Origin of the sequence: Pseudoalteromonas sp. R3, assembly GCF_004014715.1 — a bacterium.
GTDB lineage: Bacteria > Pseudomonadota > Gammaproteobacteria > Enterobacterales > Alteromonadaceae > Pseudoalteromonas.
In genome coordinates this window covers 3016415-3038815 of sequence record NZ_CP034835.1, presented here as the reverse complement: position 1 = coordinate 3038815, position 22401 = coordinate 3016415, and the positions used below count along the sequence as shown (strand labels likewise).

24 protein-coding genes, 1 other RNA gene and 1 pseudogene are annotated in these 22401 nt (G+C 44.6%); 22 read left to right on the top strand and 4 right to left on the bottom strand.

The features are described 5' to 3' along the window. The first annotated feature begins 15 nt into the window (after positions 1-15). The 3 genes from accA (at position 16) to ELR70_RS18355 (ending at position 2745) form a co-directional block, all read left to right on the top strand. Complete coding sequence (gene accA, locus ELR70_RS18365; protein ID WP_054015678.1) at positions 16-972, top strand: acetyl-CoA carboxylase carboxyl transferase subunit alpha; 957 nt, start codon at positions 16-18, stop codon at positions 970-972. A gap of 101 nt (positions 973-1073) precedes the next feature. Further along, positions 1074-2429: a tRNA lysidine(34) synthetase TilS gene (gene tilS / locus ELR70_RS18360; protein ID WP_054015679.1), complete on the top strand. Its 1356-nt coding sequence runs from the start codon at positions 1074-1076 to the stop codon at positions 2427-2429. Next, entirely contained in the window at positions 2404-2745 is a 342-nt protein-coding gene (locus tag ELR70_RS18355) for a hypothetical protein (RefSeq protein WP_054015680.1), read from the top strand. Before tilS ends, ELR70_RS18355 begins: the two co-directional genes overlap by 26 nt. A gap of 220 nt (positions 2746-2965) precedes the next feature. Here the strand turns inward: ELR70_RS18355 and ELR70_RS18350 are convergent, their stop codons facing one another. Next, positions 2966-3862, bottom strand: coding sequence for a GGDEF domain-containing protein (locus ELR70_RS18350; protein ID WP_054015681.1), 897 nt, complete (start codon positions 3860-3862; stop codon positions 2966-2968). 206 nt (positions 3863-4068) lie between these two features. Between ELR70_RS18350 and ELR70_RS18345 the strand changes: the two genes are divergently transcribed. Beyond that, positions 4069-6069, top strand: a complete 2001-nt coding sequence (locus ELR70_RS18345) for a monovalent cation:proton antiporter family protein (protein ID WP_054015841.1) — start codon at positions 4069-4071, stop codon at positions 6067-6069. Positions 6070-6073: 4 nt separating this feature from the next. On the opposite strand, the gene ELR70_RS18340 is transcribed toward ELR70_RS18345, so the two are convergent. Beyond that, positions 6074-7219, bottom strand: a complete 1146-nt coding sequence (locus tag ELR70_RS18340) for a patatin-like phospholipase family protein (protein WP_054015682.1) — start codon at positions 7217-7219, stop codon at positions 6074-6076. Positions 7220-7821: 602 nt separating this feature from the next. Here ELR70_RS18340 and ELR70_RS18335 point away from each other — a divergent pair. From ELR70_RS18335 to ELR70_RS25505, 3 genes are all read left to right on the top strand, one after another. After that, a complete protein-coding gene (locus ELR70_RS18335) occupies positions 7822-8721 on the top strand; it encodes a DUF3014 domain-containing protein (RefSeq protein WP_054015683.1) in 900 nt (299 codons plus the stop codon). Between the two features lie 158 nt (positions 8722-8879). Next, positions 8880-8976: signal recognition particle sRNA small type (ffs, locus tag ELR70_RS18330), an RNA gene on the top strand. Positions 8977-9237: 261 nt separating this feature from the next. Then, entirely contained in the window at positions 9238-9378 is a 141-nt protein-coding gene (locus ELR70_RS25505) for a hypothetical protein (RefSeq protein WP_235577102.1), read from the top strand. Between the two features lie 167 nt (positions 9379-9545). Here the strand turns inward: ELR70_RS25505 and ELR70_RS18320 are convergent, their stop codons facing one another. Continuing rightward, the gene (locus ELR70_RS18320) at positions 9546-10442 is read right to left on the bottom strand and encodes a hypothetical protein (RefSeq protein ID WP_054015684.1); all 897 of its coding nucleotides are present in this window, start codon (positions 10440-10442) and stop codon (positions 9546-9548) included. Positions 10443-10968: 526 nt separating this feature from the next. Here ELR70_RS18320 and ELR70_RS18315 point away from each other — a divergent pair. After that, positions 10969-11967 carry a sphingomyelin phosphodiesterase gene (locus tag ELR70_RS18315; RefSeq protein ID WP_054015685.1) on the top strand — a complete coding sequence of 333 codons (999 nt, stop codon included), beginning with the start codon at positions 10969-10971 and terminating at the stop codon, positions 11965-11967. Positions 11968-12574: 607 nt separating this feature from the next. After that, positions 12575-12955 carry a hypothetical protein gene (locus ELR70_RS18310; RefSeq protein ID WP_054015686.1) on the top strand — a complete coding sequence of 127 codons (381 nt, stop codon included), beginning with the start codon at positions 12575-12577 and terminating at the stop codon, positions 12953-12955. A 263-nt stretch (positions 12956-13218) separates the two neighbouring features. Here ELR70_RS18310 and ELR70_RS25500 read toward each other — a convergent pair. Continuing rightward, a pseudogene (locus ELR70_RS25500) lies at positions 13219-13418 on the bottom strand (IS4 family transposase); the annotation flags it as partial. A 132-nt stretch (positions 13419-13550) separates the two neighbouring features. On the opposite strand from ELR70_RS25500, the gene ELR70_RS18305 reads away from it, so the two are divergent. The 13 genes from ELR70_RS18305 to ELR70_RS18245 all read left to right on the top strand — a co-directional run bounded on the left by ELR70_RS18305 (position 13551) and on the right by ELR70_RS18245 (position 22320). Continuing rightward, the gene (locus ELR70_RS18305; RefSeq protein ID WP_054015687.1) at positions 13551-13979 is read left to right on the top strand and encodes a hypothetical protein; all 429 of its coding nucleotides are present in this window, start codon (positions 13551-13553) and stop codon (positions 13977-13979) included. Positions 13980-14090: 111 nt separating this feature from the next. Beyond that, on the top strand, positions 14091-14669 hold the full coding sequence (locus ELR70_RS18300; protein ID WP_054015688.1) for a hypothetical protein: 579 nt from the start codon (positions 14091-14093) through the stop codon (positions 14667-14669). Positions 14670-14695: 26 nt separating this feature from the next. After that, complete coding sequence (locus ELR70_RS18295) at positions 14696-14998, top strand: hypothetical protein (protein ID WP_054015689.1); 303 nt, start codon at positions 14696-14698, stop codon at positions 14996-14998. A 118-nt stretch (positions 14999-15116) separates the two neighbouring features. After that, on the top strand, positions 15117-15737 hold the full coding sequence (locus tag ELR70_RS18290) for a hypothetical protein (protein ID WP_054015690.1): 621 nt from the start codon (positions 15117-15119) through the stop codon (positions 15735-15737). 532 nt (positions 15738-16269) lie between these two features. Next, the gene (locus ELR70_RS18285; protein ID WP_054015691.1) at positions 16270-16860 is read left to right on the top strand and encodes a hypothetical protein; all 591 of its coding nucleotides are present in this window, start codon (positions 16270-16272) and stop codon (positions 16858-16860) included. A 120-nt stretch (positions 16861-16980) separates the two neighbouring features. After that, on the top strand, positions 16981-17706 hold the full coding sequence (locus tag ELR70_RS18280) for a hypothetical protein (protein WP_054015692.1): 726 nt from the start codon (positions 16981-16983) through the stop codon (positions 17704-17706). A gap of 182 nt (positions 17707-17888) precedes the next feature. Next, on the top strand, positions 17889-18122 hold the full coding sequence (locus ELR70_RS18275; RefSeq protein ID WP_128064668.1) for a hypothetical protein: 234 nt from the start codon (positions 17889-17891) through the stop codon (positions 18120-18122). A 298-nt stretch (positions 18123-18420) separates the two neighbouring features. Further along, entirely contained in the window at positions 18421-18885 is a 465-nt protein-coding gene (locus ELR70_RS18270; RefSeq protein WP_128064667.1) for a hypothetical protein, read from the top strand. 96 nt (positions 18886-18981) lie between these two features. Next, positions 18982-19350: a hypothetical protein gene (locus tag ELR70_RS18265; protein WP_128064666.1), complete on the top strand. Its 369-nt coding sequence runs from the start codon at positions 18982-18984 to the stop codon at positions 19348-19350. Between the two features lie 568 nt (positions 19351-19918). Next, positions 19919-20299: a hypothetical protein gene (locus ELR70_RS18260; RefSeq protein WP_128064665.1), complete on the top strand. Its 381-nt coding sequence runs from the start codon at positions 19919-19921 to the stop codon at positions 20297-20299. Positions 20300-20444: 145 nt separating this feature from the next. Next, complete coding sequence (locus ELR70_RS18255) at positions 20445-20840, top strand: hypothetical protein (protein ID WP_054015698.1); 396 nt, start codon at positions 20445-20447, stop codon at positions 20838-20840. Positions 20841-21140: 300 nt separating this feature from the next. Further along, a complete protein-coding gene (locus tag ELR70_RS18250; RefSeq protein WP_054015699.1) occupies positions 21141-21491 on the top strand; it encodes a hypothetical protein in 351 nt (116 codons plus the stop codon). 424 nt (positions 21492-21915) lie between these two features. After that, positions 21916-22320, top strand: a complete 405-nt coding sequence (locus tag ELR70_RS18245) for an MAPEG family protein (protein WP_054015700.1) — start codon at positions 21916-21918, stop codon at positions 22318-22320. Positions 22321-22401: the final 81 nt, after the last annotated feature.

The following is a 22401-nucleotide window of genomic DNA, read 5'->3' as shown; positions in this document are numbered from 1 at the left end:
CAGGTAGTTTAGAGCATGAGCCTCAATTATCTTGAATTTGAGCTTCCAATCGCAGAGTTAGAAGCAAAAATCAATGAATTACAAAACGTAAGCCGCTCTGGCAGTCTTGATCTTAGCCTTGAAGAAGAGATCAGCCGCCTCAAGGAAAAAAGCGTAGAACAGACGAAAAAGATCTTCGACAACCTGGGTGCCTGGCAGGTATCTCAGCTTGCGCGTCATCCGCTTCGTCCTTATACACGCGATTATATCGAGCGTATTTTCACTGAGTTTGACGAATTTGCGGGTGACCGTACGTTTGCAAACGATCCGGCTATTCTGGGTGGTGTTGCACGATTAGACGATAAACCAGTCATGGTTATCGGTCAGCAAAAAGGCCGTGACACAGCGGAAAAAATCAAGCGCAACTTTGGTATGCCAAAGCCTGAAGGCTATCGTAAAGCCTTGCGCCTGATGGAGATGGCCGAGCGTTTCAAGATGCCAATCATCACCTTCATCGACACACCGGGTGCGTATCCGGGTGTTGGCGCAGAAGAACGTGGTCAGAGTGAAGCAATCGCACGTAACCTGAAAGTCATGGCGGCTCTGAAAGTACCTACAATTTGTACTGTTATTGGCGAAGGTGGTTCTGGTGGCGCACTGGCGATTGGTGTGGGCGACCGCGTTAACATGCTGCAGTACAGCACATACTCTGTAATCTCACCTGAAGGCTGTGCCTCTATCCTGTGGAAGAGTGCTGAAAAGGCACCACTGGCCGCAGAGGCCATGGGTGTATCAGCAGCACGTGTCAAAGAGTTGGATCTTATTAATACTATCATTGATGAGCCAATGGGTGGCGCACATCGTAACTATGATGCGATGGCGAAAAACCTGAAAGCACAGCTTAAGCGCGATCTGGGTGAACTGGAAGCACTGAGCACAGAAGAAATGCTGGAGCAACGTTACCAGCGTCTGATGTCATTTGGTTATTGCTAAGCCACATTGACACCACAAGATTGAAAAAAGCCGCATCGCGGCTTTTTTTGTACCTGAGAAATCGGGATAATACGACCTAAGTACCGACAACGTCCCTAATTATGATTCAGACCCCGCTTTATAAACGTTTTGCTGCCAGCCTGGATAAATTACTGGTCGATGAGGGTATGCACGCTACAACGCAGGCGGTAATGCATGGCCTCACAGTGGCGCTCTCCGGTGGGGTAGACTCTGTCGTGCTGCTGCATTTGTGTCGTCACTATGTACAAGCTCATACTCATCTGGCTTTACAGGCGATTTACGTGGATCATGGTTTGTCGCCTAATTCTGCGCAGTGGCGGGCATTTTGCCAGGCACAGTGCGATGCACTGACCGTTGACTTTACTCCGGCCTCGGTCACAGTGGTGGCACAAAACCGTCAAAGCCTTGAAGCACAAGCCCGCACGGCACGTTATCAGGCACTGGATGAACACGCCTATCCGCATCATGCATTAGTGCTCGGGCAGCATGCGGATGATCAGGTTGAGACCTTTTTGCTACGCCTGAAACGGGGTTCAGGCCTCAAAGGGCTGGGGGCGATGCACGCACGCACTGCGCTACCATCCGGCCGGGTGTGCCTGAGACCTTTGCTAACCTCCCAGCGCGCTGACATCGAAGCGTTTGCGCAAACATTTGGGATCTCACATATTGAGGATGAATCAAACCTCAGTGACCGGTTTGACCGCAATTTTTTGCGTAACCAGGTGTTACCCCTGTTAAAGTCCCGCTTTTCTGGGTTTGTTCCCAGCGTGATGCGCTCCGTTGAGCTGTTACAGGGGCAACAGGCGCTGCTGGATGAAATCACTCAGGCGGATTTGGCCTATTGTTTGAACGAAAACAGCTTGTGTATTGAGCGCCTTGGCGAATTTTCACTGTTACGTCAGCAAAATCTGGTGCGAGCCTGGCTGGCGGAGCAGGACGTTCAGATGCCCTCGCACAAGCAGCTTGAGCAGATCCTCGAACAGGCACTTAACGCCAGAGCAGACGCACAAATGGCAGTGACTTTACCCCAGGGGCAGGTTCGACGCTTCAGAGGTGCACTCTACTGGGTGATTGAACAACCAAAATGGCGTGAAAGCCATGATATAGGTCAGACGGCAGTGGTGCTTGATGATACTCATGTTTTACAGGTGCAGCAGGGCAAAGGAGTACGCTTACCTGCGCCAGACGAACACATATCGGTGCGCTTTAATTGTCTGAGCGAAAAAATTAAACCTCTCGGGCGAAGTGGCCGTAATACCCTGAAACACTGGCTTAAAGATTATGGTGTCCCCACCTGGGAGCGCAGCCGTGTGCCTCTGATTTATTACAACGACGAGCTGGTGCAGGTGGTGGGTTTTTTCGTCAATGAGGCGTATGCGTCGTCTCAGGGACTCAACTGGAAGTTAGAAGATGCAAGAAACAAAAAAGATCGGTGAATCGCTGGCGAACAAAGCTATCTGGGCAGTATTTGGCTGCGTTGCATTGTTTGCAATCCTGGCGGTAAATGGTGGGCTGAATATTGCCAATGTTGTGCTCGGCTTGAGCGTGGGCGGGCTCAGTGCAGCACTGTTGCTGGCTTACTGGCACGGTAAAGGCGGCAGCTTTTTTATCTTTGGCCTGGGGGCGCCTATGCTGGCCATCATATTCAGTGATCTGCCTGACTTTTTGTCACTGGCTTGGGTGATCAACAGTTTCTTTGGCGGCTTTGCCTTACTGCTGTTGTTATACAAACTGGCAGTGCTGCGTAAGTAATACCAATTTGCTTAATTAAGTGTTCTATTTTGAGGCGAGAAAATATCGTCGATAACCAGGCAAAAATTTGCGAACTCATACCTTAGGTAAAGGTTCTAAATGAGAAATTTTTAACACCGTTAGCGGCATATTTGCTCCTTCAAATTGAACAGGTATTAAGTGAAATTGGTATAAAGACCATATCGCGTTAGGGGACGCAATATGGTCGAGCTGTTGCAGGTTAAATTGTACGGGCGCAGTTTCGGCCAGCATCCTTAGCGCGATACAGCCCTTTATCCGCCCGCGAGAAAATCTCATTCGGACAATCCTGACTGGTGGCTAGTGTAAAGCCAATACTGGTTGTGACATCATGATTCTTCATGACAGTGCAGCATCTGACCGATGCCATAATACGCTCTGCAATCACTTTATTGGTAGTAAAGGCCGGATCGTCAATGAGGATCGCAAACTCATCGCCGCCAAAACGAAACACGGTGTCTGTGGCCCGCACTGATGATTCCAGAATGCGCGCAAACTCAATCAATACATTGTCACCCATTTTATGGCCGTAGAGGTCGTTCACTTGCTTGAAGTTATCCAAGTCCAGCAGCATCAGGCTAAAATTGCAGTGGTGACGACGACTGCGTTCAAGCTTCTTCGCTAAAAACTCATTGAACTGGCTACGGTTTGATAATCCGGTCAGCGAGTCCTTGGTTGCCAGCTTCAACACGCGTTGATACATTAATGCATTTCTCAGTGGATACAGCAAGCAAGTGTGGAGCTGAACCAGTCTGGCTTGCAGTGCCTCACTCAGGCGATATTTACTAAAATACACAATCTGACCCAGATGCTGGTTGTTTAACTCCAGATCAAAGGTATAAGGGCTGAGCTGGTTGTTGCTCTGCTGCATCTGAAACACGCCTTCACTAGAGTGAAACTGGAGTCCGGCCAGATTTATGATGCGCTTAATATAACCGGCAAAGATGTCGAGTAGTCCATTTACATCCAGAGTTGTTTGCAATTTTTCAGTCAGGCTCATCGGGTTTTCGGGGATATGCGACATTTGCATTTGCGCGTTAAACGGCAAAAAATCCCCGCGCGTCGGCGCCCGTTGAGTCAAAATATGGACATTTTCCATCTAATATTCCCCTAAAGTACAACATTCGCTATGTTCTAAGCGAGTTTCATGCCAAAAATTTAAACTGGCTGAAAAACAGCTGCTTGCTATATTTAGTAGTGAATAAAAATTGCTCAACACTATTTTATTGACGCTTGGGAGGCGGTTTGCAGCAAAATTTTGCCGGGTTTTTAGGTGAGGATGTCACCAGTACATTAGTTGCCGCCCTGGAGGGTCAGTTTGCCGGGTTGATAGCGTTATTACTCTGTGCCGTTGCGCTGGTGTGGTCGTTCAAGCGTGTTGGGCTGCCGCCGATCCTGGCGTATTTGCTGACCGGCTTACTGGCAGGCAGTTATGGATTCGGCTGGATAGATAACAGCCATGAGATCCAATTAATAGCTGAGCTTGGAATAGTGTTTTTGCTATTTAGTCTTGGTTTGGAATTTTCAATTCCTAAACTTATGGCAATGCGCAGTGTGGTATTTGGTCTGGGAAGTTTGCAGGTTCTGGTAACCACCGTGGTGCTGGCGGTGATCTTAAAGTATCTCGGTTTTAACTGGATAGAGGCGCTGATCATTGCCAGCCTGATTGCTCTGTCTTCTACTGCCGTTGTGGTCAAAGAGCTTAAAGAGCGGGGAATATTAAACATTCGCCGTGGCCAGCTTGCCGTAGGCGTATTACTTTTCCAGGATATCGCCGTTGTTCCTCTGCTTATCACCATTCCTTTACTAAGCCAGTCAGACAATCAAGTGCTGGTGGGCGCTTTGATCCTCGCGCTCGCCAAAGGGGCGTTCGTCTGCATGTTGCTCTGGGCCATCGGGAAATGGGTATTGCCTAAAGTATTCAATGAAGTTGCAATGGCGCGCACCGACGAGTTATTCGTACTGACTACATTGGTGGTGGCGCTGTGTGCCGGGGCGCTGACCTATGCGTTTGGTCTGTCTATGGCGCTGGGGGCTTTTTTGGCCGGGATGATGCTTGGTGAGAGTCAGTACCGGCATCAGCTCGAAGCTGAGATACGACCATTTCGCGATATTCTGATGGGGCTGTTCTTCGTTACTGTGGGCACTCAGCTAGATGTTTCTTATGTGATTCAGTCATTCTTTTACATTATTCTGGTGCTCACGTTGCTCATAGTGCTGAAACTTAGCATTATTTTCCTGCTCGCGCAGTTGATGGGAGAGCGCCGCAAAGATGCTTTTGCAGCGGGCATCTTACTCTGGCAAATGGGGGAGTTTGGCTTTGTACTGGTTGCGCTGGCCGGCAAACATCAGCTGCTCAGCACAGAAGCTGCGTCTTTCCTGATTGCACTGGGGGTGTTGTCTATGGCACTTACGCCATATTTGATCAGTGAAACAGACCGCCTTGTAAAGCTGCTGCGCATTGACAGTGAAGGCCGACCTGGACCGCACGAGCAGGGGTTTATTACCTCCAGTAAAGTGAAAAATCATGTGGTGATATTTGGATATGCCCGTGTCGGTCAGACCATTGCCCGGTTCTTGCGTCCGGAGGCCATTCCGTATATTGCGGTAGAGCGCAACCCGGCGATTGTGCAGGAAGCCCTGACCGCCGGTGAGCCTGTGGTGTTTGGTGACCCAACCCAGCAAGAGGTGCTCAAGTCTGCCAATGTCAGTGAGGCCCGCCTGGTGATCATCTCACTGAATGACTTTGATAAAGCTCAGGCAGTTATTGATGCAGTGAAACGTTTTGCGCCAGAGGTAAAAATTCTCGTCAGAATGAAAGATGACACCCACCTTGAGGCCCTTAAGGAGCTGGGAGCGACAGAAGTGGTGCCCGAATCGCTGGAAGCCAGTCTGATGATGGTGTCGCATGTTTTATATATGTCGGGTGTGCCGATGCGGCGGATCCTCAAACGGGTGAGTATTGAGCGACAAAATCGCTACGAATATTTGCATGGTTTTTTTACCGGCGACAGCCAGGAAATGAAAGAATACGCGGGTCCGGAGGGTGCAAGCTACAGCTCAGACAGGCTTGAATACTTACATGCAATCGCATTGCCAGATGACGCCTATGCCGTAGACAAGTCTATCGCAGAGCTGGATTTGGCGCGCCATAAAGTGGTGGTTAAGGCGCTGCGCCGCAACGGAGAGGAAATTTCCATCCCCGATGAGGACACCACCTTGTGCGCCAGTGATGTATTGTTGCTCAAAGGCAAGCCGCGCCGGGTAGAGCGAGCAGAGCAGTTCCTGCTAGACGGCCTGCCTTAGGCTGCTAATCCAGTTCCAGAAAAGCGCGTATCTCGTCTAGTCTGTCCATGCCGTCCTGATAGCCATATTCAATTAACTGCCGGGTGTAGGCTTTTTCGAAAAGCAGGTAGCTGGTTAAACTCGACGGAGAGTGCCGTTTCACCCCGATAGAACGCAGCAACAGCTTGATAGCCATTGGCAGTTCATCGTAATAGTGCAGTGCCAGCTCATTAAAGTTGTGGGTAGGATTGACCACCAGAGTATTAATTTGTTTGAGCTCCTTGTGCTTGTCTCTGGCTGGCAACAGGCCCACAGTGCGATTAACTCGCTCCAGCCGCTCAAGATCAGACTGCAGCGTGTCGCTGAATACACTATCAAGTAAGTGACCTGCCACCACCGACATGCCCGGAAAATGTGGTTCGTAACCAATTGGTGTGGGTATTTTGGGTTGCTCCACACCAATGATAAAGATTTTTTCTGCCCCTAGGTGAATCGACGGACTAAGTGGCGACAGCTGGTGGATGGAACCGTCGCCATAGTAATGATGTCTTACTCGCACGCTGGGAAACACCATAGGAATTGCACTGGACGCCATCAGATGATCAAGCGTGATGTGATCGGGTACGCCAATACGTTTGGCGCGCTGCCAGGGCTGTGCATCTTTGGCCTGATAAAATGACACAGAGCGACCAGTCGAGTAACTGGATACCGTAACAGACAAGGCATCCAGAAAACCGCGCTGAATGTGGCGGTCGATCCGAGAGAGATCCAGCACATCGCGCAATAAATGGCGAAGGGGGGTGTTGTCGAGCAAACTCGCGGGTGGCTGGTTAATATACTCCGCCTGAAAGCTTCGCATCATATTACCCAGGATATGGCCAAAGGCACCGATAAACCCGCTCTCATAAACCATATCGGTATGAAAGTTTTTCCAGATAGACTCTACTTTTCGAATGGCCAGATGCATATTCGAGGCATAGCAGGCGAGACCCGCGGAGTTGATAGCCCCAGCAGATGTACCATTAATAATACGAAATGGTAGCGGTGCGGTTCTGGGCAGGCTATGTGCCAGTGCCTTAAGTACACCAATCTGATAGGCCGCACGCGCGCCGCCACCGGTTAACAGCAGGGCTGCCTGAGGTCGTGAACGCGAAGTGTGATGTTGACTCATATGCTTCCTTAACCACTCAAATTTATTAGGCTGAATTGAGATTGCAATATCAGCCATCAGTGGGCCGACACTATTACTATAACGGTATGTTTAACTTAGTAAAACAGTAATACATCGCTTAACCAAAGCAAATTCATTGACGATTCATATTGAGCCCATATGCTCACTAACTTGTAATTGGTATTGCACCTTATCAGGGATGCGATATCTTTTACTATACTGATCCACTCAATTGAGTAGCGAGCCTGATGGCAAGCGGTGCTGAGCGATACCGAGGCAAAAATGACACGGGCCTGGTGTAGTGCAAATGGGTGGCCCGATACCGCGAGCGGTTGATTTTATCCACCTCATGGTGACCTGCTCATCTGGATTAGTATTGAATACTCACCAATACAGGAAGCATAGGTGAGTAGACGCGTTTAAAGATACCAAAAAAGCCACAGGTTGCAGGTGCAAAGGTCGTCAAAACGGCCATCAATAAGCTATAATCTTTTGTATATTATAGATTATTTTTGTTGTCTGGTGAGTGGCAGGCCGCTATGCCTGGTACTTTAAGCACCCTAAGTGCAACAAATTCGTTTAGCAAAATTAATGGAGTTTCCATGTCAGAGCACAACTCAGCAGAATCAAGGAACAGCAAGCCTTCTAATAGCCACTTATTGCTTGCCGTAAGCGTGGTCGTGGTCCTAGTGATAGTGGCCATTTTTGTGCTTTCAAACCGGGACAGTCAACAGGAAAACACAAAGTTTAAACAGGATGTTGTGGTGCCAGAGAAAACACCAATGGAAGTCGTTAACACCGCACGCCCTGAACCACAGCCTCAGGTTGAAGAGCCTGTTGAGCCAGTACCAGTTGTGGAACCTGATCCAATCCCAGAGCCTGAGCCTCTGCCACAGCGCGAACCAGAGCAACCTGTTGCACCACCGCTGCCTTCACTGGATGACAGCGACACAGCGCTGAGTGAACAAATCGCCAACTATCTCAATGATACCGCGATGGACTTGGTTGTAACTGAAGACATGATCCGCCGCAGCGTGGTATTTGTGGACAACCTCGCAAAGGGCAAAGTGGCAAAAAATCACTTTCCGGTGAGCAAGCCAACAGATAGCTTTATGGTGATTGAAGACGACATCATCATCACAGATCCAAACAGCTTTGAGCGTTATACACCTTATGTCAACATGCTCAATGCCATGAGCACTGCTCAGCTGGTGCGTACTTACAACAAGTTCAGGCCTCTGATCGGTGAAGCGTACGAAGAAATTGGCTACGACGGGGGCGAGTTCGACCTGACTTTGCAAGAAGCCATAGGCGAGCTGCTGGAAACCCCAATTCCGGAAACCAGCCTGCCGCTGCTACAAGAGTCAGTTACCTACAAATATGCCTATGCAGAATGGGAGCAACTGTCTGATGCACAAAAGCTATTCCTGCGCATGGGCCCGGAAAACATGAAAAAAATGAAAAAACGCCTGCAAGACCTAAAAGCCGAGCTGGCCAAATAAGCTAAAAACCCAAGAAAAAACCCAACCAAACCAACAAAGCTCGTCTAATTGTATACTCACTATGCAGTTAGCCGGGCTTTTTAACATTTCCCCTTGCAACCAGACGCGAAACTCGCGATAATCCTTTCCGCGCCAAACAAGGCCCTCAATGGTAGTCTTATTGGTCCTCTCGCAACGATAGTTCGTGAACCTGGTCAGGTCCGGAAGGAAGCAGCCACAGCGAATGACTCGTGTGCCGGGATGTGGCTGGTAAGACTGCCACCCAAACTCTCAGGTTTGTTTCTCAGTCTTAAAATCTCTCAATTTTACTCCAAAACGTTATCTTTTGAATGCACACAGAACTTTTCTGAATCTCTGTCAGTTGTATTTTTCAGATAAATCAGTACTCTCCAAAACATCGCTATTAGCTGACTCATATCTGATTGGCTACTCCTGATTAGGACGCTTACCCACAATGTTCGGACCAATGAATTATACCAATTTCACTTAATACCTGTGCTATTTGAAGGAGCAAATATGACGCTAACGGCGTTAAAAATTTCTCATTTAGAACAACTAAATAGCAAAATTTTTGCCTTGTTATCGACCCTATTTTCTCGCCTCAAAATAGAACACTTAATTAAACAAATTGGTATTACTGATTTTGCTTTAAATTAACGCTAATTCACGGTGCGAGTTTAGCTAGAAAAAATGACAGCAGGGTATGCATTGACAGATAGACTTATTTTCAAGGGAGTAATTAAGGCGCAATTCTCATGCATCAGAAGTGCGCCTTATCATAGGTTAATTGGTTAGCTAGTTGCTAACCATGACAGGCGTGTCGGTTAATAACACTCTACCGCAACGGTATTCCAGGTATTTGGGCTGCCGTCGACATATTTGTTGCAAATGCCTTTGGCAAACAGGTTTTCCAGGTGGTAGCCAAAGCTGGTGAAGTGGACCAGGTTGCCGAAGAAGGGGAACTGGCCATAGAATTGTAGCTCGGCGAGCATGTCGTCGAGATTGTAATTTGTTTGCTCTGCAATAAAGCTTTGATCAATGGCTTGCAGGTTGATGATGGTTGGATCCGGGAAGCCTGGAACGACGACGTGCAGGTATTCTTCATCATATTTACCATCGTAAAACTTCACTGTTTTCATCATTTCTGTTGGCGACAGCTGAGTCATGGCTAGTCTGAAGTCAGTGACTTCAAACACTTCGCGCGTCAGGTTGCGGTTTACGTAAATTTTGCCGGGTAAGACATCGTGTAGTGCACGCATCACAGCTTGCTCTTCGTCGGTAACGGCTTGTGCCAGCGCATAGTCAGGGAACCTGGCATTGGTAAAGCGCTCATATGACTCTTTGACCATACCCATAAAGAAGGCAACCGTTTGCTGGCGGGCGATGATGTGTGCCTGTTCTTCAGTAACCGTTCTGGACATCAACAATGCGGCTTTTTTACCTGCATAGAAGCTGACCAGATTCTGGGTGATGGAATACACCGCAGCATTCGATGAGTTTTTAGGGTTACCGCCCTGATGAATTCGGGTGCCATCGGCATAGTCAAAAATAGTACTCAGGTCAAAGCGACCGTTTTCTTCATTTTCACGCGCTTGTGCATTCCATTGAAACAGATCATGAGAGGCGAGTCCCATTACACCGATATCGACAACCCGGATTGGCTTTTTAGCCAGGGCCGGCAATGAGAACAGCAACAGCAGCAGTACAGAGAGTATTTTCATGGTTATATTTTCCTTAAATACAAATGAGAATAATTATACTAATCGTTTTTATGGTGGGGATCAACGTAAGTGTTTATGTTAAGTCTGGTTGAACTTTGGTTGTTGATTGATACAAGAGCGAGCTGTTAAGTGCGATTGGTTTTTGAAGCGTTTGCAGGCAGAGAACACTTTTAATTTGTAAGTGTGTGCTTACTTTTGTTCTCGTTTATAGGGTTGTCAGGCTTGCAGTTGACCTCACTTGCTTTTAAATACTCCACATCAAAAAATACCTTTTGACGAATGCCGAATATTCACAGTGCCAATTACAGCGTGTGAACGAGTACAGGTGTCATTGGTAAGTCTTAAATCAGCAATGTATATCTCAAAAACCTTCATCAGAATAGCGGGTTAGTGCAATGGAAGCGTCACTTTTTGTCACTAAGGTGTGCAGCGAAATTTTTTACTCATCCGGGTTACTTATGCTGTGGACCTGTCTGGGTAATGCCTTAATAAAGACAAAAATAACAACGAACTACCGGAGAATAAGATGAAAGTTAAGCACCTGGTGCTTTGTGCACTGATGCTGTTGAGTACACACAGTATGGCCGATTCACTCAAAGTCATGGCCTACAACATTATGCAACTCAATGTACAAGACTGGGACCAGCAAAACCGGGCAGAGCGTTTGCCCAGTGTGCTGACCTCGTTGAGTGACAGCCCGGATGTGATCCTGATAAGCGAGGCCTTTAACAGTGATGCAGAGCAGGCGCTTGCTGCATTGTCTGCGATTTACCCCTACCAGACACCTAACGTCGGACTGGATTGTAGCGGCAGCGGCTGGGATGGTTTAACGGGTAATTGTTCAAACAGCCCGTTTGTGATCCGTGGTGGTGTGGTGATCTTGTCTAAGTATCCAATCCTCAAGCAAAAAGCACACGTATTTCACAGCAGTCTGAGTGGTAGCTGGGATTATCTGGCAAATAAAGGATTTGCCTACGTAGAAATAGAAAAAGGCAACCAACGCTATCACCTGATAGGCACGCATTTACAAGCCACACATGACGGCGATACGGCACAAGAGCACCGCGTACGTATGGGCCAGCTAAATGAAATTCAGTCATTTATTGAGGCAGAAAATATTCCTGCCAGCGAGCCTGTTATCATTGGTGGTGATATGAACGTGGAGTGGAGTAAGCAGCTGGAAGTAGCGGATATGCTTGCAACAGCGCGTGCGCAATTAAACTTTCAGACGCCAGAGGTAGGATCATTCCCGGCAAAACATAACTGGTTCACCAAGGCCAATGCATATTACTTTGACTACAGTCTGGATTATAACGACACACTGGATTACGTTTTCTGGCATAGTGACCACAAACAACCCAGCAATGCGCCAAGCATGACAGTACGTTATCCAAAAGCACAACAAAACTGGTACTGGAGCTACCTGCGTGGCAACTGGCGTTTAAGCGACGGCCGTTACTATCACAATGGCTACTATAACGAATTATCAGATCACTACCCGGTACAAGTTAACTTTGAGTTTTAATGCATGTTAGAAACTGCCCTACTCAACGTTTTATTGAGTAGGGCAGGGCAAGCCAACTGACTACACCGTAGTGCCTCGTTAAAAGCAAACCAAACAAATAGCTCCTTCATCCCAGACGGCTCGTGAGTCGCGCTCTACCTATACACCGCGCGTTTTTTCCTTATTTTTCCTTATATAGACGAGTCGTATGTTATCCCGGACGCTTGCGAGCCGGGGGTCTACCTTAGCACCACTCAGTTGTGTTTCGTTATAGCCACTACTAATCTGGCCGTATAAGTGTTTCTTGACAAATGAATATAGCGGTGAGACGACTTTGCCAATGCAAGATGCAAGATGCAAGGGGGAGTAAGTCATGCTATGTCGAAATCATAACACCTTGCCAAATAGGAAAAAAGTGGTTTAATAATACGTATAAATAACGTTGTTCGGGCAGGGAATGAGTCACGTTGTAACGGTTTAAGTCACAAATGGTTGAAAACAAAAGTTACTCCTCAAAAGCAAATTCCTATAGCGTAATACGGCCTGTAGGTAACGGCCCAGTTCAACAAGCGGTTATGTGTACTGCGTACGCATTAATGCTAAAGCGTTAGCATGAGTAAGGAATAGTATGCATTCACCGTACGAAGATATTCAAAATAGACAACCCGATTTTATTGTCAGATATGAAATTGATCTTTGTGACGATATAAAAAATGCTAAACCTCATCAAGATATGAGAACAGATTTCTTATATCATGGTGATGATCCAGAAGTAGATGGAATTTACATGATTTGGCCAGAGTTACTCGATGAAAACGGGCAAGTTATAGAAGATACAACCCCGGGAAGTGCACCACTCAAAGGTACAGCAAATATGTGGATTTTGTCTGATGAAATGCGAGAATTTCATCGCAATCGTTTAAAGGTTGGTACAAAGGGGTATTGGGTTCAAGGCAAATATAGAGTGGCAAATGTAATTGTAATAAAACTCTGTGGGTTGCCATACTAACAAGATGCTCAAGAGAGCACACAAAAGTTTGGTTTGTCGTTCGAACCTTAGTAATTTTCGCCAAACTTTCCCCTTAGCACGGCGCTGAGGGACTTCCTCATAATTGAACTCTCCAAGCTGATGAATCAAGCGTACGTATTCGAGTATAGCCCAGTATAATTGTTTTCCCGTCATAGCATAATCGTTTCGTCACCTAACCTCTTTACCAAGTCTGGCAGTAGACAGCAATGCACGAGCCTTGATTGTATGTACTTTGAACTTTCGTTGCCAAGCAGTCGGCCCATACGTTTAATGTTGTGCTTGGCTGCGACAGGGCCCTTCATATTTCGGTCCAGCTCTGCAGGTGGATGTAGATCGCAATCGAGCAAAGTCTCAGTTGCCAGCATTAACGGATCAAGGCGCCGAGCATGAATTTGGGGCAGTTTTTTCTGAGCATATCGTGTAGGATAGTGATATCACGCATGGTGTTGTTATCTATTTGGTTTTTGGCGAAATAAATTAGATAAAACAATGCTGTGCGTGTCCATCACATTGATTTTAAATATGATTATCTGGGGATTCCTCAGATGCGGGCGTTATACGCCAAGGAAAATTCATGCGTAAACTTTTAGTTCTAATAATTTTATTGTTTCCCTTTTATTCGTTAGCTCAAAATACATCAACTCATATTCATACACCTAAAGGCGGTGTACTGCCACAAACAGGCCCAGTTATAGTTAAAAGTATAGAATTACTAACACATGAAAGTGTGATAGGTAAAAACCTAACGATTAAAGCATTAAGTGGCTTTATCAAAGAACTGGAGACCGCAGTAAAAAACAGTTATAAGTCACCTGCGCAAGGTGAATTACTTCTGCAAGTTGAAATAAAAAGTTCAGAGCGTTTCGCTACAACATTAAAGTATCAAGGTAATTTTCCCTCTGAATTCCTTCAAAAAATTTATGATAATGTTGCTCAGATAAGTTCTATCAATACAAAAAAAGAAAATATAAAATTTCAGGTGCATTATGTAATTGGCGTATAACAAGCCATTAAGGCTATGGGGCAGCTAACAGCTTGTTCGGCTTCGCTTCGCATTACAATTTTAGCAAGCTATTATTAGCCGCTTATTGGGGCGCTATAAAGTAGAGAATGTATGAGAAAAATCCAAAAAATAGGTGTTTACTTTCTAATGCTTATTTTGGCAGCTGTTGTAGCTGGCATTTATGGCATGCTGCACGACCAAATAAGTTATACATTTTCAGAAGAGTACTTTACCCAATTCAAGTTTAAGCAATTCGGCATCCCCTGGGCGTATGAAGCTCCACGTTTGGGGGCTGCTTATGTGGGCGCCTTAGCCACATGGTGGATGGGTATTTTAGTTTTTATTGTCTTAGGCTTTTTCGGCTTCATGTTCAATTCACCGAGGCAAATGGTAAGAAGTCTAAGCAAATCATTTTTAGTTGTAATAGTTGTAGCGCTTTTAACTGGTTTTGCTGGTCTTGCATTAGGTTACTATCAGGTCAACGAACAAACAGTATCACAATACATACAATGGATAAGGCCAGGCGTATCTGATCCCGTACAATTTGTTCGTGTAGGTTTTATGCACAATGCCAGTTATTTAGGTGGCTTAACAGGCTTACTGTCGGGCATTGCTTATCTAGTTATTTGCAAGCTACGTTATAACAAGTTAAACCTGCAGGACGCGCAAAAAACGCGCGTCTCCACTTAAGGCGTTATATGTTTAAGGAAAACTGAGTGAATAACCAGCCATGGGTAAAAATATACGACGATGAAGCATGGGACGATGCTATTGTTGGAAATCGAGAGGGACTTCTTGCCTTAAAACATGCCATCGATGATGCTCTAGAAACTGAATGTGTAGAGGTAGCTGACAGGTTTAAAAGTGACTTCGGCGTTGTTGCTTTTACCGAACAAAACTGGGAGCAAACTGAACCTACAGAAGTAAAAGGCATATGGGGTTTTATTGTTCCCTTTGTTGTATTTCTCTGGGGTGTAGTTTTACCCCTGTATGCTATTTACAAACTAGCATTTGAGTAAATCGGCATATAGCACACGCTTTAACCACAAAGGACGCAAAACAGCAGGCTGCGCTCCTTCGTCGCTAATTTTAGCCTGCCATTTTGCGCCGGTTAAGCTAGGCGCTAACCATTTAGTTATGAAATTTAGAATTTTAACGTTAATTTTTGTCTTATTAGCATCGACTAAATTGATTGGTTGTTCTGGAGAAACACGTATTACTTCGCCAGATGAAAATCGTGAGGCCTCCGTTCGGAGTGACTCAGGAATATTAGTTCTTTCAATACTGGATGCAGGTGGCGAAAATTTATATACGGTTAATACTGGGGCTAGTGATTTCCAACATTGGTCTATCGAGTGGTTAAATAATTCAGAATTACTATTAAGAAGTAGCGATATAGGGCCAGTACTTTTCGTAAATCAACCCGATGGTTCATGGGAAAAAGTAAACCCATTGAAAAAATTATCCCCTGATGGGCTAGAAGTGATTCACACATATTGGAACAATTACAAAGAAAAAACACTGAGTCTCAATATCTTGGAAGCTCATGGCGATGCAGAGGCGGCTTTTATTGTTAAGCAAAAAATTGAAACTAAGATCGTAGTCTTGGATTTAGTAAATTGCGCACAGTGGCAAGGAAATAATAATTTTGTCATTAAGACAGGTAAAGGTGAGCGTATATTTACAAAAGATCAGGATGGCACTTGGGTCGAGAAAATGGCTAACAACAAGTTGCTCAAAAAGACGCCTTTAGTTTAGCGTTTTCTGACAACATGTGGTTATAAAATTACATTGGTGTATGCATTTAATTTAGCGCAATTGCCTTCCTTCATAACATAATCGCTTGAACCTAACCTTTTTGCCAAGCCTGATAGTCGACCTGCAAGGTCGGTTTGAGATTAGCACCACATATCACGTGTATGGAAGCGGTAAATAGCAAGTTGGTCGTTATACATGGCGATGCTGCCAAGTTGCTAAACCAAACGCCTGAAATTGCGCTTGGCTGCGACAGGGCCCTTAATATTTCGACCCAGCTCTGTAAGTAAGAGTTGGTTGCTATCGAGCAAAGTTTCAGTTGTTGGGATTAATGAGTCAAGGCACTGAGCATGAATTTGGAGGCAGTTTTTTCTGAGCATATCGTGTAGGATAGTGATATCACGCATGGTGTTGTTATCTGGTTTGTTTTTTTCTGTATCAGTTTGACTAAACAAGTCCGTTTGTTCATCATGTTAACTTGAAAAACAAGTATCCGACGGCTTGAGGTTGCGGTGGTAAATGCCTAGGGAGAGATATGCGATATATACTGTTTTTGGCGTTTGTTTTATCCCTAAACGCCTACTCTAAGTCCATGTTAATTCCATCTGAACATAGCCTGAAGCCAGGGCAGGCAGAAATTCTTCCATTCAGCATTAATTGTATAAATGAGTGCTTTTTCTCTTTTCACCTTGTTGTGAGTAAATTTGATATGGATAGTAGCGCTGAGTCCGGGGCTATGTACCGACTTTGGAATAAGGAAAAAACGGCCGGAATATTGCTCGGCTTAGGTGTAAATAAAAAATCAAAAACGCCTGAAATTACTGTCCAATATTTTGGAGAGGGTAGTGCAAATAAGAAAGTTGTACTTGGTGACTCTAAAATTGAGGAGTGGGAAGGTTTTAAAGTATCCTGGAACGAATCAATATTTAATATCACTAATATGAGAGTAAAAAAACATAAGGGTTATAGTCAGCTAAAGGAAAGTGGCATTTCTCATAAAGACAAGCTATTTTTTAAGCCGCACTCGATGGAGTACCTTTTTCTTGGGGTTGACTTAAAGCACTATTTGGATATTGGTGAACAAAATATCAATGAAGACTGGCGCTACAGTGTAAGCGGCAATTAACAAAACTTAGTCGGATTCGTAACAGCTGGTTAGTTCCACTTCGTTTGACATTAAAGTCCGCTGTTAATGAATGTTTATGCCGACGTCCAATACCACAAAAATGGATATTTTGGAGTCCACATGAAAAAAAATAGAATGACAATATTATTCCTGTTGTTGGCCTTAGGTGGTTGTGCGTCCTATACCACTCCGGGTGGTGGTGTGCAGCTTAGCAATTTGGCAGACGCAGACATCAATGAGTTAATGTCAAAAGAACCGGCGGCTTCTTTTCCTGCGAGACTATCAGTGGCACGAGTCCAGGCGCCCGGATATCAATCATACAAATTAAATAGCTTTGGTCATGGTCGATATAGCGTGGTTACAACACGTGAAGTGGAGTCCGAAGATGATTTCAGAAAGCTTTCCGAGCTTCCTCAAATTCAAGGCATTGCCCCGTTAAACAGAATTTTACTGCCAACAAACCTGGATTCAATCAAATCACTCCGCGAAGCTTCAGCGCGCTTAAAAACGGACATTCTGCTTATATATACCTTTGATACTTCCTTTCATGCAGGCGAGCAAAAATTTGCTCCGTTAAACGTCATTTCACTTGGCTTTCTTAAGAACAAAGAAGTTTCGGTTACAACCACGGTATCCGCTGCATTTTTTGATGTACGTACAGAGTATTTATTCGGTTTGTCTGAAGCAACAGCACGAGAGAGTAAAAACGCAAGCATTTGGGGCACATCTGATGCTGTAGATGATATGCGAGTCACAACAGAAAAAGCGGCTTTTCAAAAACTGCTGCCAGAAATTGAGAAAACCTGGGCAGGCATAGTGCAACAATATGCGAGTAAAGGCATCTAACATGTGCGGTCAACACTGATGCACGCATTATGCACTATGAATAAGTTATTTGCTTTTACTCTTTTACTACTTGCTAACTCAACCGTTTGGGCGCAGTGTTCTTCTTCACAACAGGCAGCAGCGCTTGAATTGGATGTGAAACATATTCCCGCTGGCACTGCAGCTGGGGGAATCACGAGCATATGGATAAAATCATTATTCAAGCACCAATTGAGTTGGCAGGGATGTACTTATCAGGGATGGAGCTTACTGAAGGAGAGGTAGCAAACTTCTGGGTTCCTTTGGCTTATGAAGTTAAAGGAGCCATTGCGAGTTCTATTATCAGTGGTTACAAAGAAGCAATTGAGAATTTTGAAGTGGCGGTGTACTACGGTGATAGTAACTGTCAAAGATCAATACTACGCTCACTTCGGTAAGAGCAAAACAAAGCCTGCTTGAATGAACGAAGGCGCCAGGCTGATTTGAAGACAGTTTTTTCTGAGCATATCGTGTAGGAGGATAGCACACGCTTGGGGTGTTATCTGGCTAGTTTTGGCTACATAAACTAGATTAAATAAGGCTGTATGTATCTAACATATAGACTATAAATACAAATATTTGAGGGATTCTTCAAAGCAGAGCGTTAATCGCAAATCAAGGAGAGGTTATGAAAAAGCTTTTTTAGTTTTTGTAGCACTATGTCTATTTGGCTGCTCGAGCATTCCGATCTCGACCATGCTTAAATATCGCAACTTTGACGAACAGAGTTTTACTGCGTTAAACCCTTCGCAAATACGCTCGAAAGTTAAGGTATCCAAACCTTTTACCTTAAACATGGAAAAAATGAATCTAAGTCTCAGTTTAGAGAATGAAAAAGGGGTTAGTCATTTTACGTTTCCACTCATTCTCGAAAAACAGGATAGGATAGATGCGCAAGAAGGCTTCTTTTCATCTGAACCTGCAAAAACTGAATACACATTCAGGCTGTCGGAGCTCGCAGTCAACAATTTCCTGAAAACGCAAAATTTATTGTCACAAGAAACACAACAAAAAATTTCTTTCTCTATCGGTGCTGGTTTCAACGAAGAACCACAAGAAAGGCAAACTGTTCATATTTCAATTTCGCTTCAACTCGATGATAAGGAAGGGTATTTTACACTCATTGATGAAGCCGAGGTCGAACTTGGACAGGACGGCTGACAAGGGCTCAAAAGGATGCAAAACGCTTGGCTTTCATTCCAGGGTAGTTAATTTTAGCCAGGCACCTATACACCCAGTAGTAATGCGTTTGGAGCTATGAATAATCCGTTAATTACACTGTTACTTGGGACTTTGACATCCCTAGGAGTGGCTGAAAACATGCTGTGGCGTGCCGATAACGGTGCTCAAGCTTATTGCAACAAAGATAAAAACACTGTTTGCTTTGTAGTGATTAATGGAACCACCACCCAGGTGCGTGCAATTGAAAGTAAGAATATTGGTAAGTTGGGCATTACACCTAAAGCGCATTACGAGAAAGTCGTTACGTTTCCATCAAAATGGATAAGCTCTACTAATCAAGGCGACCTGATTGAGTTCACAACACTGGCTTGGTTAAAGAGTGAAAGGTATACAGTCAGAGGCGTGGTTTTCGTTGATAATAATGGCAAATATATACATCAATAATAGCGCACCTCACATACCAATTTAGTACTTGCATGGTCGGTGTTGCTGGAATGACATAGGGCGTTGAGTAACGGTAGGGCTCTTCATATTTAGCCCCGGCTTGGTAAGCCAAACTGATAGGTATCGAGCAAAGTTTCGGTTGCCAGTATTAATGTATTGAGAGGTCAGGCATGAATTTTCTGGTTTTAATGAATCTTTTAGTCTCAGTTAGCTTGCATGCAAGCACATTCAAACTGGTCGGAGAGACTAGCGGCTCAATGAGTCTGATTTTAGAACAATTGGGTAACCCCACTGAACGTGAAGAGTTTACTGCGCCAAACTTTCAAATTAGAGGGATTGTCCCGGCGACATGCTCTGTAAACTCTTTGCAAGAGATCGAAGTTTGGGCTTACAAAAGAGAGGGTGGCTTCTATCAACTAATATTTAAGGAAAACGACTTGGTATGTTTAAGATGGTCGTCGGGACCCGAATCCTTTTCAAATATACAACTGTAACAATAGACTATGGCGTCTATAGCTAGTTTCTTGGAATTCCCGAGGCTTCAGTATTTAAAATTGAGAGTATGTTTATGAAAAAATGGCAACTTCTTTTCGGCTTTGCAGCATTTGTTACTGTGAGTGAGCTAATTGGCCTGCCATTTAAAGAGAATGTTGATCTTAGTAATTTCGTATCCCTCATTGTGTCAGGTATTTTACTAATCCCCTTGTATGGGTATGCTTTCAATGTGGCAATTGGGAGTAAAGCCATAGCGATTGCCATATTTGTATTCACTGCAGTAGTGCCTGGTGGCTTCACTCTTATTTTCGGTGTTGCTTTTACTATTCAGCATTTTAGTGTTGTGCAGCTTGTATTTTCAACAGGCTCATTCGCCTTACTACTGTTCATGCTTTACCCTGTTTTTATGTATGCATTTAAGTCTGATGAACTTTGGTTAAAAAACACCAAGTAATGCCATTGAGTAATGAGAAAAAACAGGCCTGTACCTAGTTCTCGTTCGGCATATCTACTATTTTATTAATCCTACCAAGGTGTTATCTCTGTATGATTAAATTTTCTAGTGCGCCTTTGATATTCATGTTTCTTCCTGCGCTTGCATGTTTCCAGAACAAGGAGAGGAATATGATGCGTTAATTAAAATTGAAAAGCAGCAGGGTGAAAATACGTATAAACTCTCAGTTCCGCGGCTCGTTAAAAATTCTAGTGGCTGGCCAACTGTTACTTTAATCTACTCTTCTGATGATTCAGATAAAAACTGTAGAGAAGAAACTCTTAGTGACGGGACGCTGCTGTCGTGCTTACCACAAAGCGTTATTCGCGAGGAAATAGTTCTGAATAGCGCTTGGGAAAAAGCAATAGACTGGATATCAAGCAAACCACTATATGAAGGAGTGTTTGAGGTTATAGAGCGAGAAAACTTTTCCGTAGAAGTATCCGTGATGTGGGAAACTGAGGTTTGTTTAACATTTGGGCGTGCAGAAATCATCAAGTAGCGTGCGCTGCAAAGGACTAAGTCGTCAACCGATCACCATAAATGTTTAGTCTGCTCTTATTTAGTTGCTATCGAGCAAAGTGTTTCGGTTACCCGCATTTGTAACTCCTCCATAAACAGCGACGTTGTAATGGACCTTTCGGGGAATGCCAGAATGTGGGTTGTAACCCACAACGTGATTCAGGTTGGTTTAGTGCTCGCGAGAGCCTGACATAGTTAAAAGTATTAAGAATGGCCGGTAAGGACAGTTGTTTCCGGGCATATCTGGTAAGCCCTCAGGGGCTAACATGGAGGGAGATATTTGAAAGTAATTTTAATGTTGGCGTTGTTATCTATTGCCGGTTGTTCTCCAAGTTGGAAAGAGACGCCATATGAAGTTTACTATATCGATGGTACTGACACGCTAGGTTACTCGCTCGGTGGTGGCGGTTTTATCGGCCGGTTGGATAAGCCAAAGCTTATTTCATCAAACTCTAAATATATTTCGGTGTATGCTTGTCCAACAAGCACTTGCTCGTACTTTTATATAGATAAGATCAATGACCATAAGTTTGCTGAGCACAACGAGTTTGTGTTCGGTCCTTTTACCAAACAGCAATTCTCCCATCTGGAACATAAGCTTGGATTGCCACTATTAAAGGATGAGTCGTAATCTATCATAGGTAATGAGAGTTAAGTTTATGCCACGGTCCGGGAATCTTGTAGATAGCATAATTTTGCGCTCGGCAGTTTTAGTTATTAGTGTTTCGATGCTGGTGGGTTTTGTATTTTTTATTAACTCAAAGCAACCTGCTTGGGCGTGGGTGACAGGTGCCGTTTTTATGCTTTTTAGCGCAGAGCATATCTATAATTTTCTCTCCCGCACTCGTATTTTGTGTTTAAATCGACTTTCAGGTTCAAGAACTCAAAGCGTGTTAGCGTTTCTATTACCGCTATTGGCACTGTGTGTGTTGTACTATGTGTTTGGAACATAGCGATTGTGGTACTGGCAGGCGTTTTTACGAGCATGGCCTGTGAGCTGTTAGGTATACAACGATTACTCACCTTGAATGTGAGCTGACCAAGGGAACTAAAAAATGGATGCGCTTTTAACACCAATGCTCCTGCACATTTTGTTGTGTATAGTACTTTATGTACTCTTAACGATTGCCAGAGCGCCTGCTGTTTGGGGCTTGGGGTCCAGGCAAGATGGCTCAAACCCTTTCGAAGATATTCAGCCAAGGATCAGTGCTAACCTTAGCAACCAGTTTGAGTGGCCTGTATTTTTCTATGTTGTTTGTTTAGTTTTGATTTTTACAGGTGAAGCCATTAACCCAATTCAGGTATATCTGGCGTGGGGCTTCGTCTTTGGTCGCTGTGTTCATAGCTGTGTTCAAGTCTTTACATCCAATGTCAGGATGCGCGGCATTGTATTTACCATTAACTTTGTTGCGGTGTTGGCCATGTGGGGCGTGCTTTGCATTGACAGGGGCATTATATAGATTAGGTTTTAAGGTATTTTGACACAAAGATCAGAGATGAACCGATAGAGTAGTCTGGCTTCATATCTGCATGGACTGACA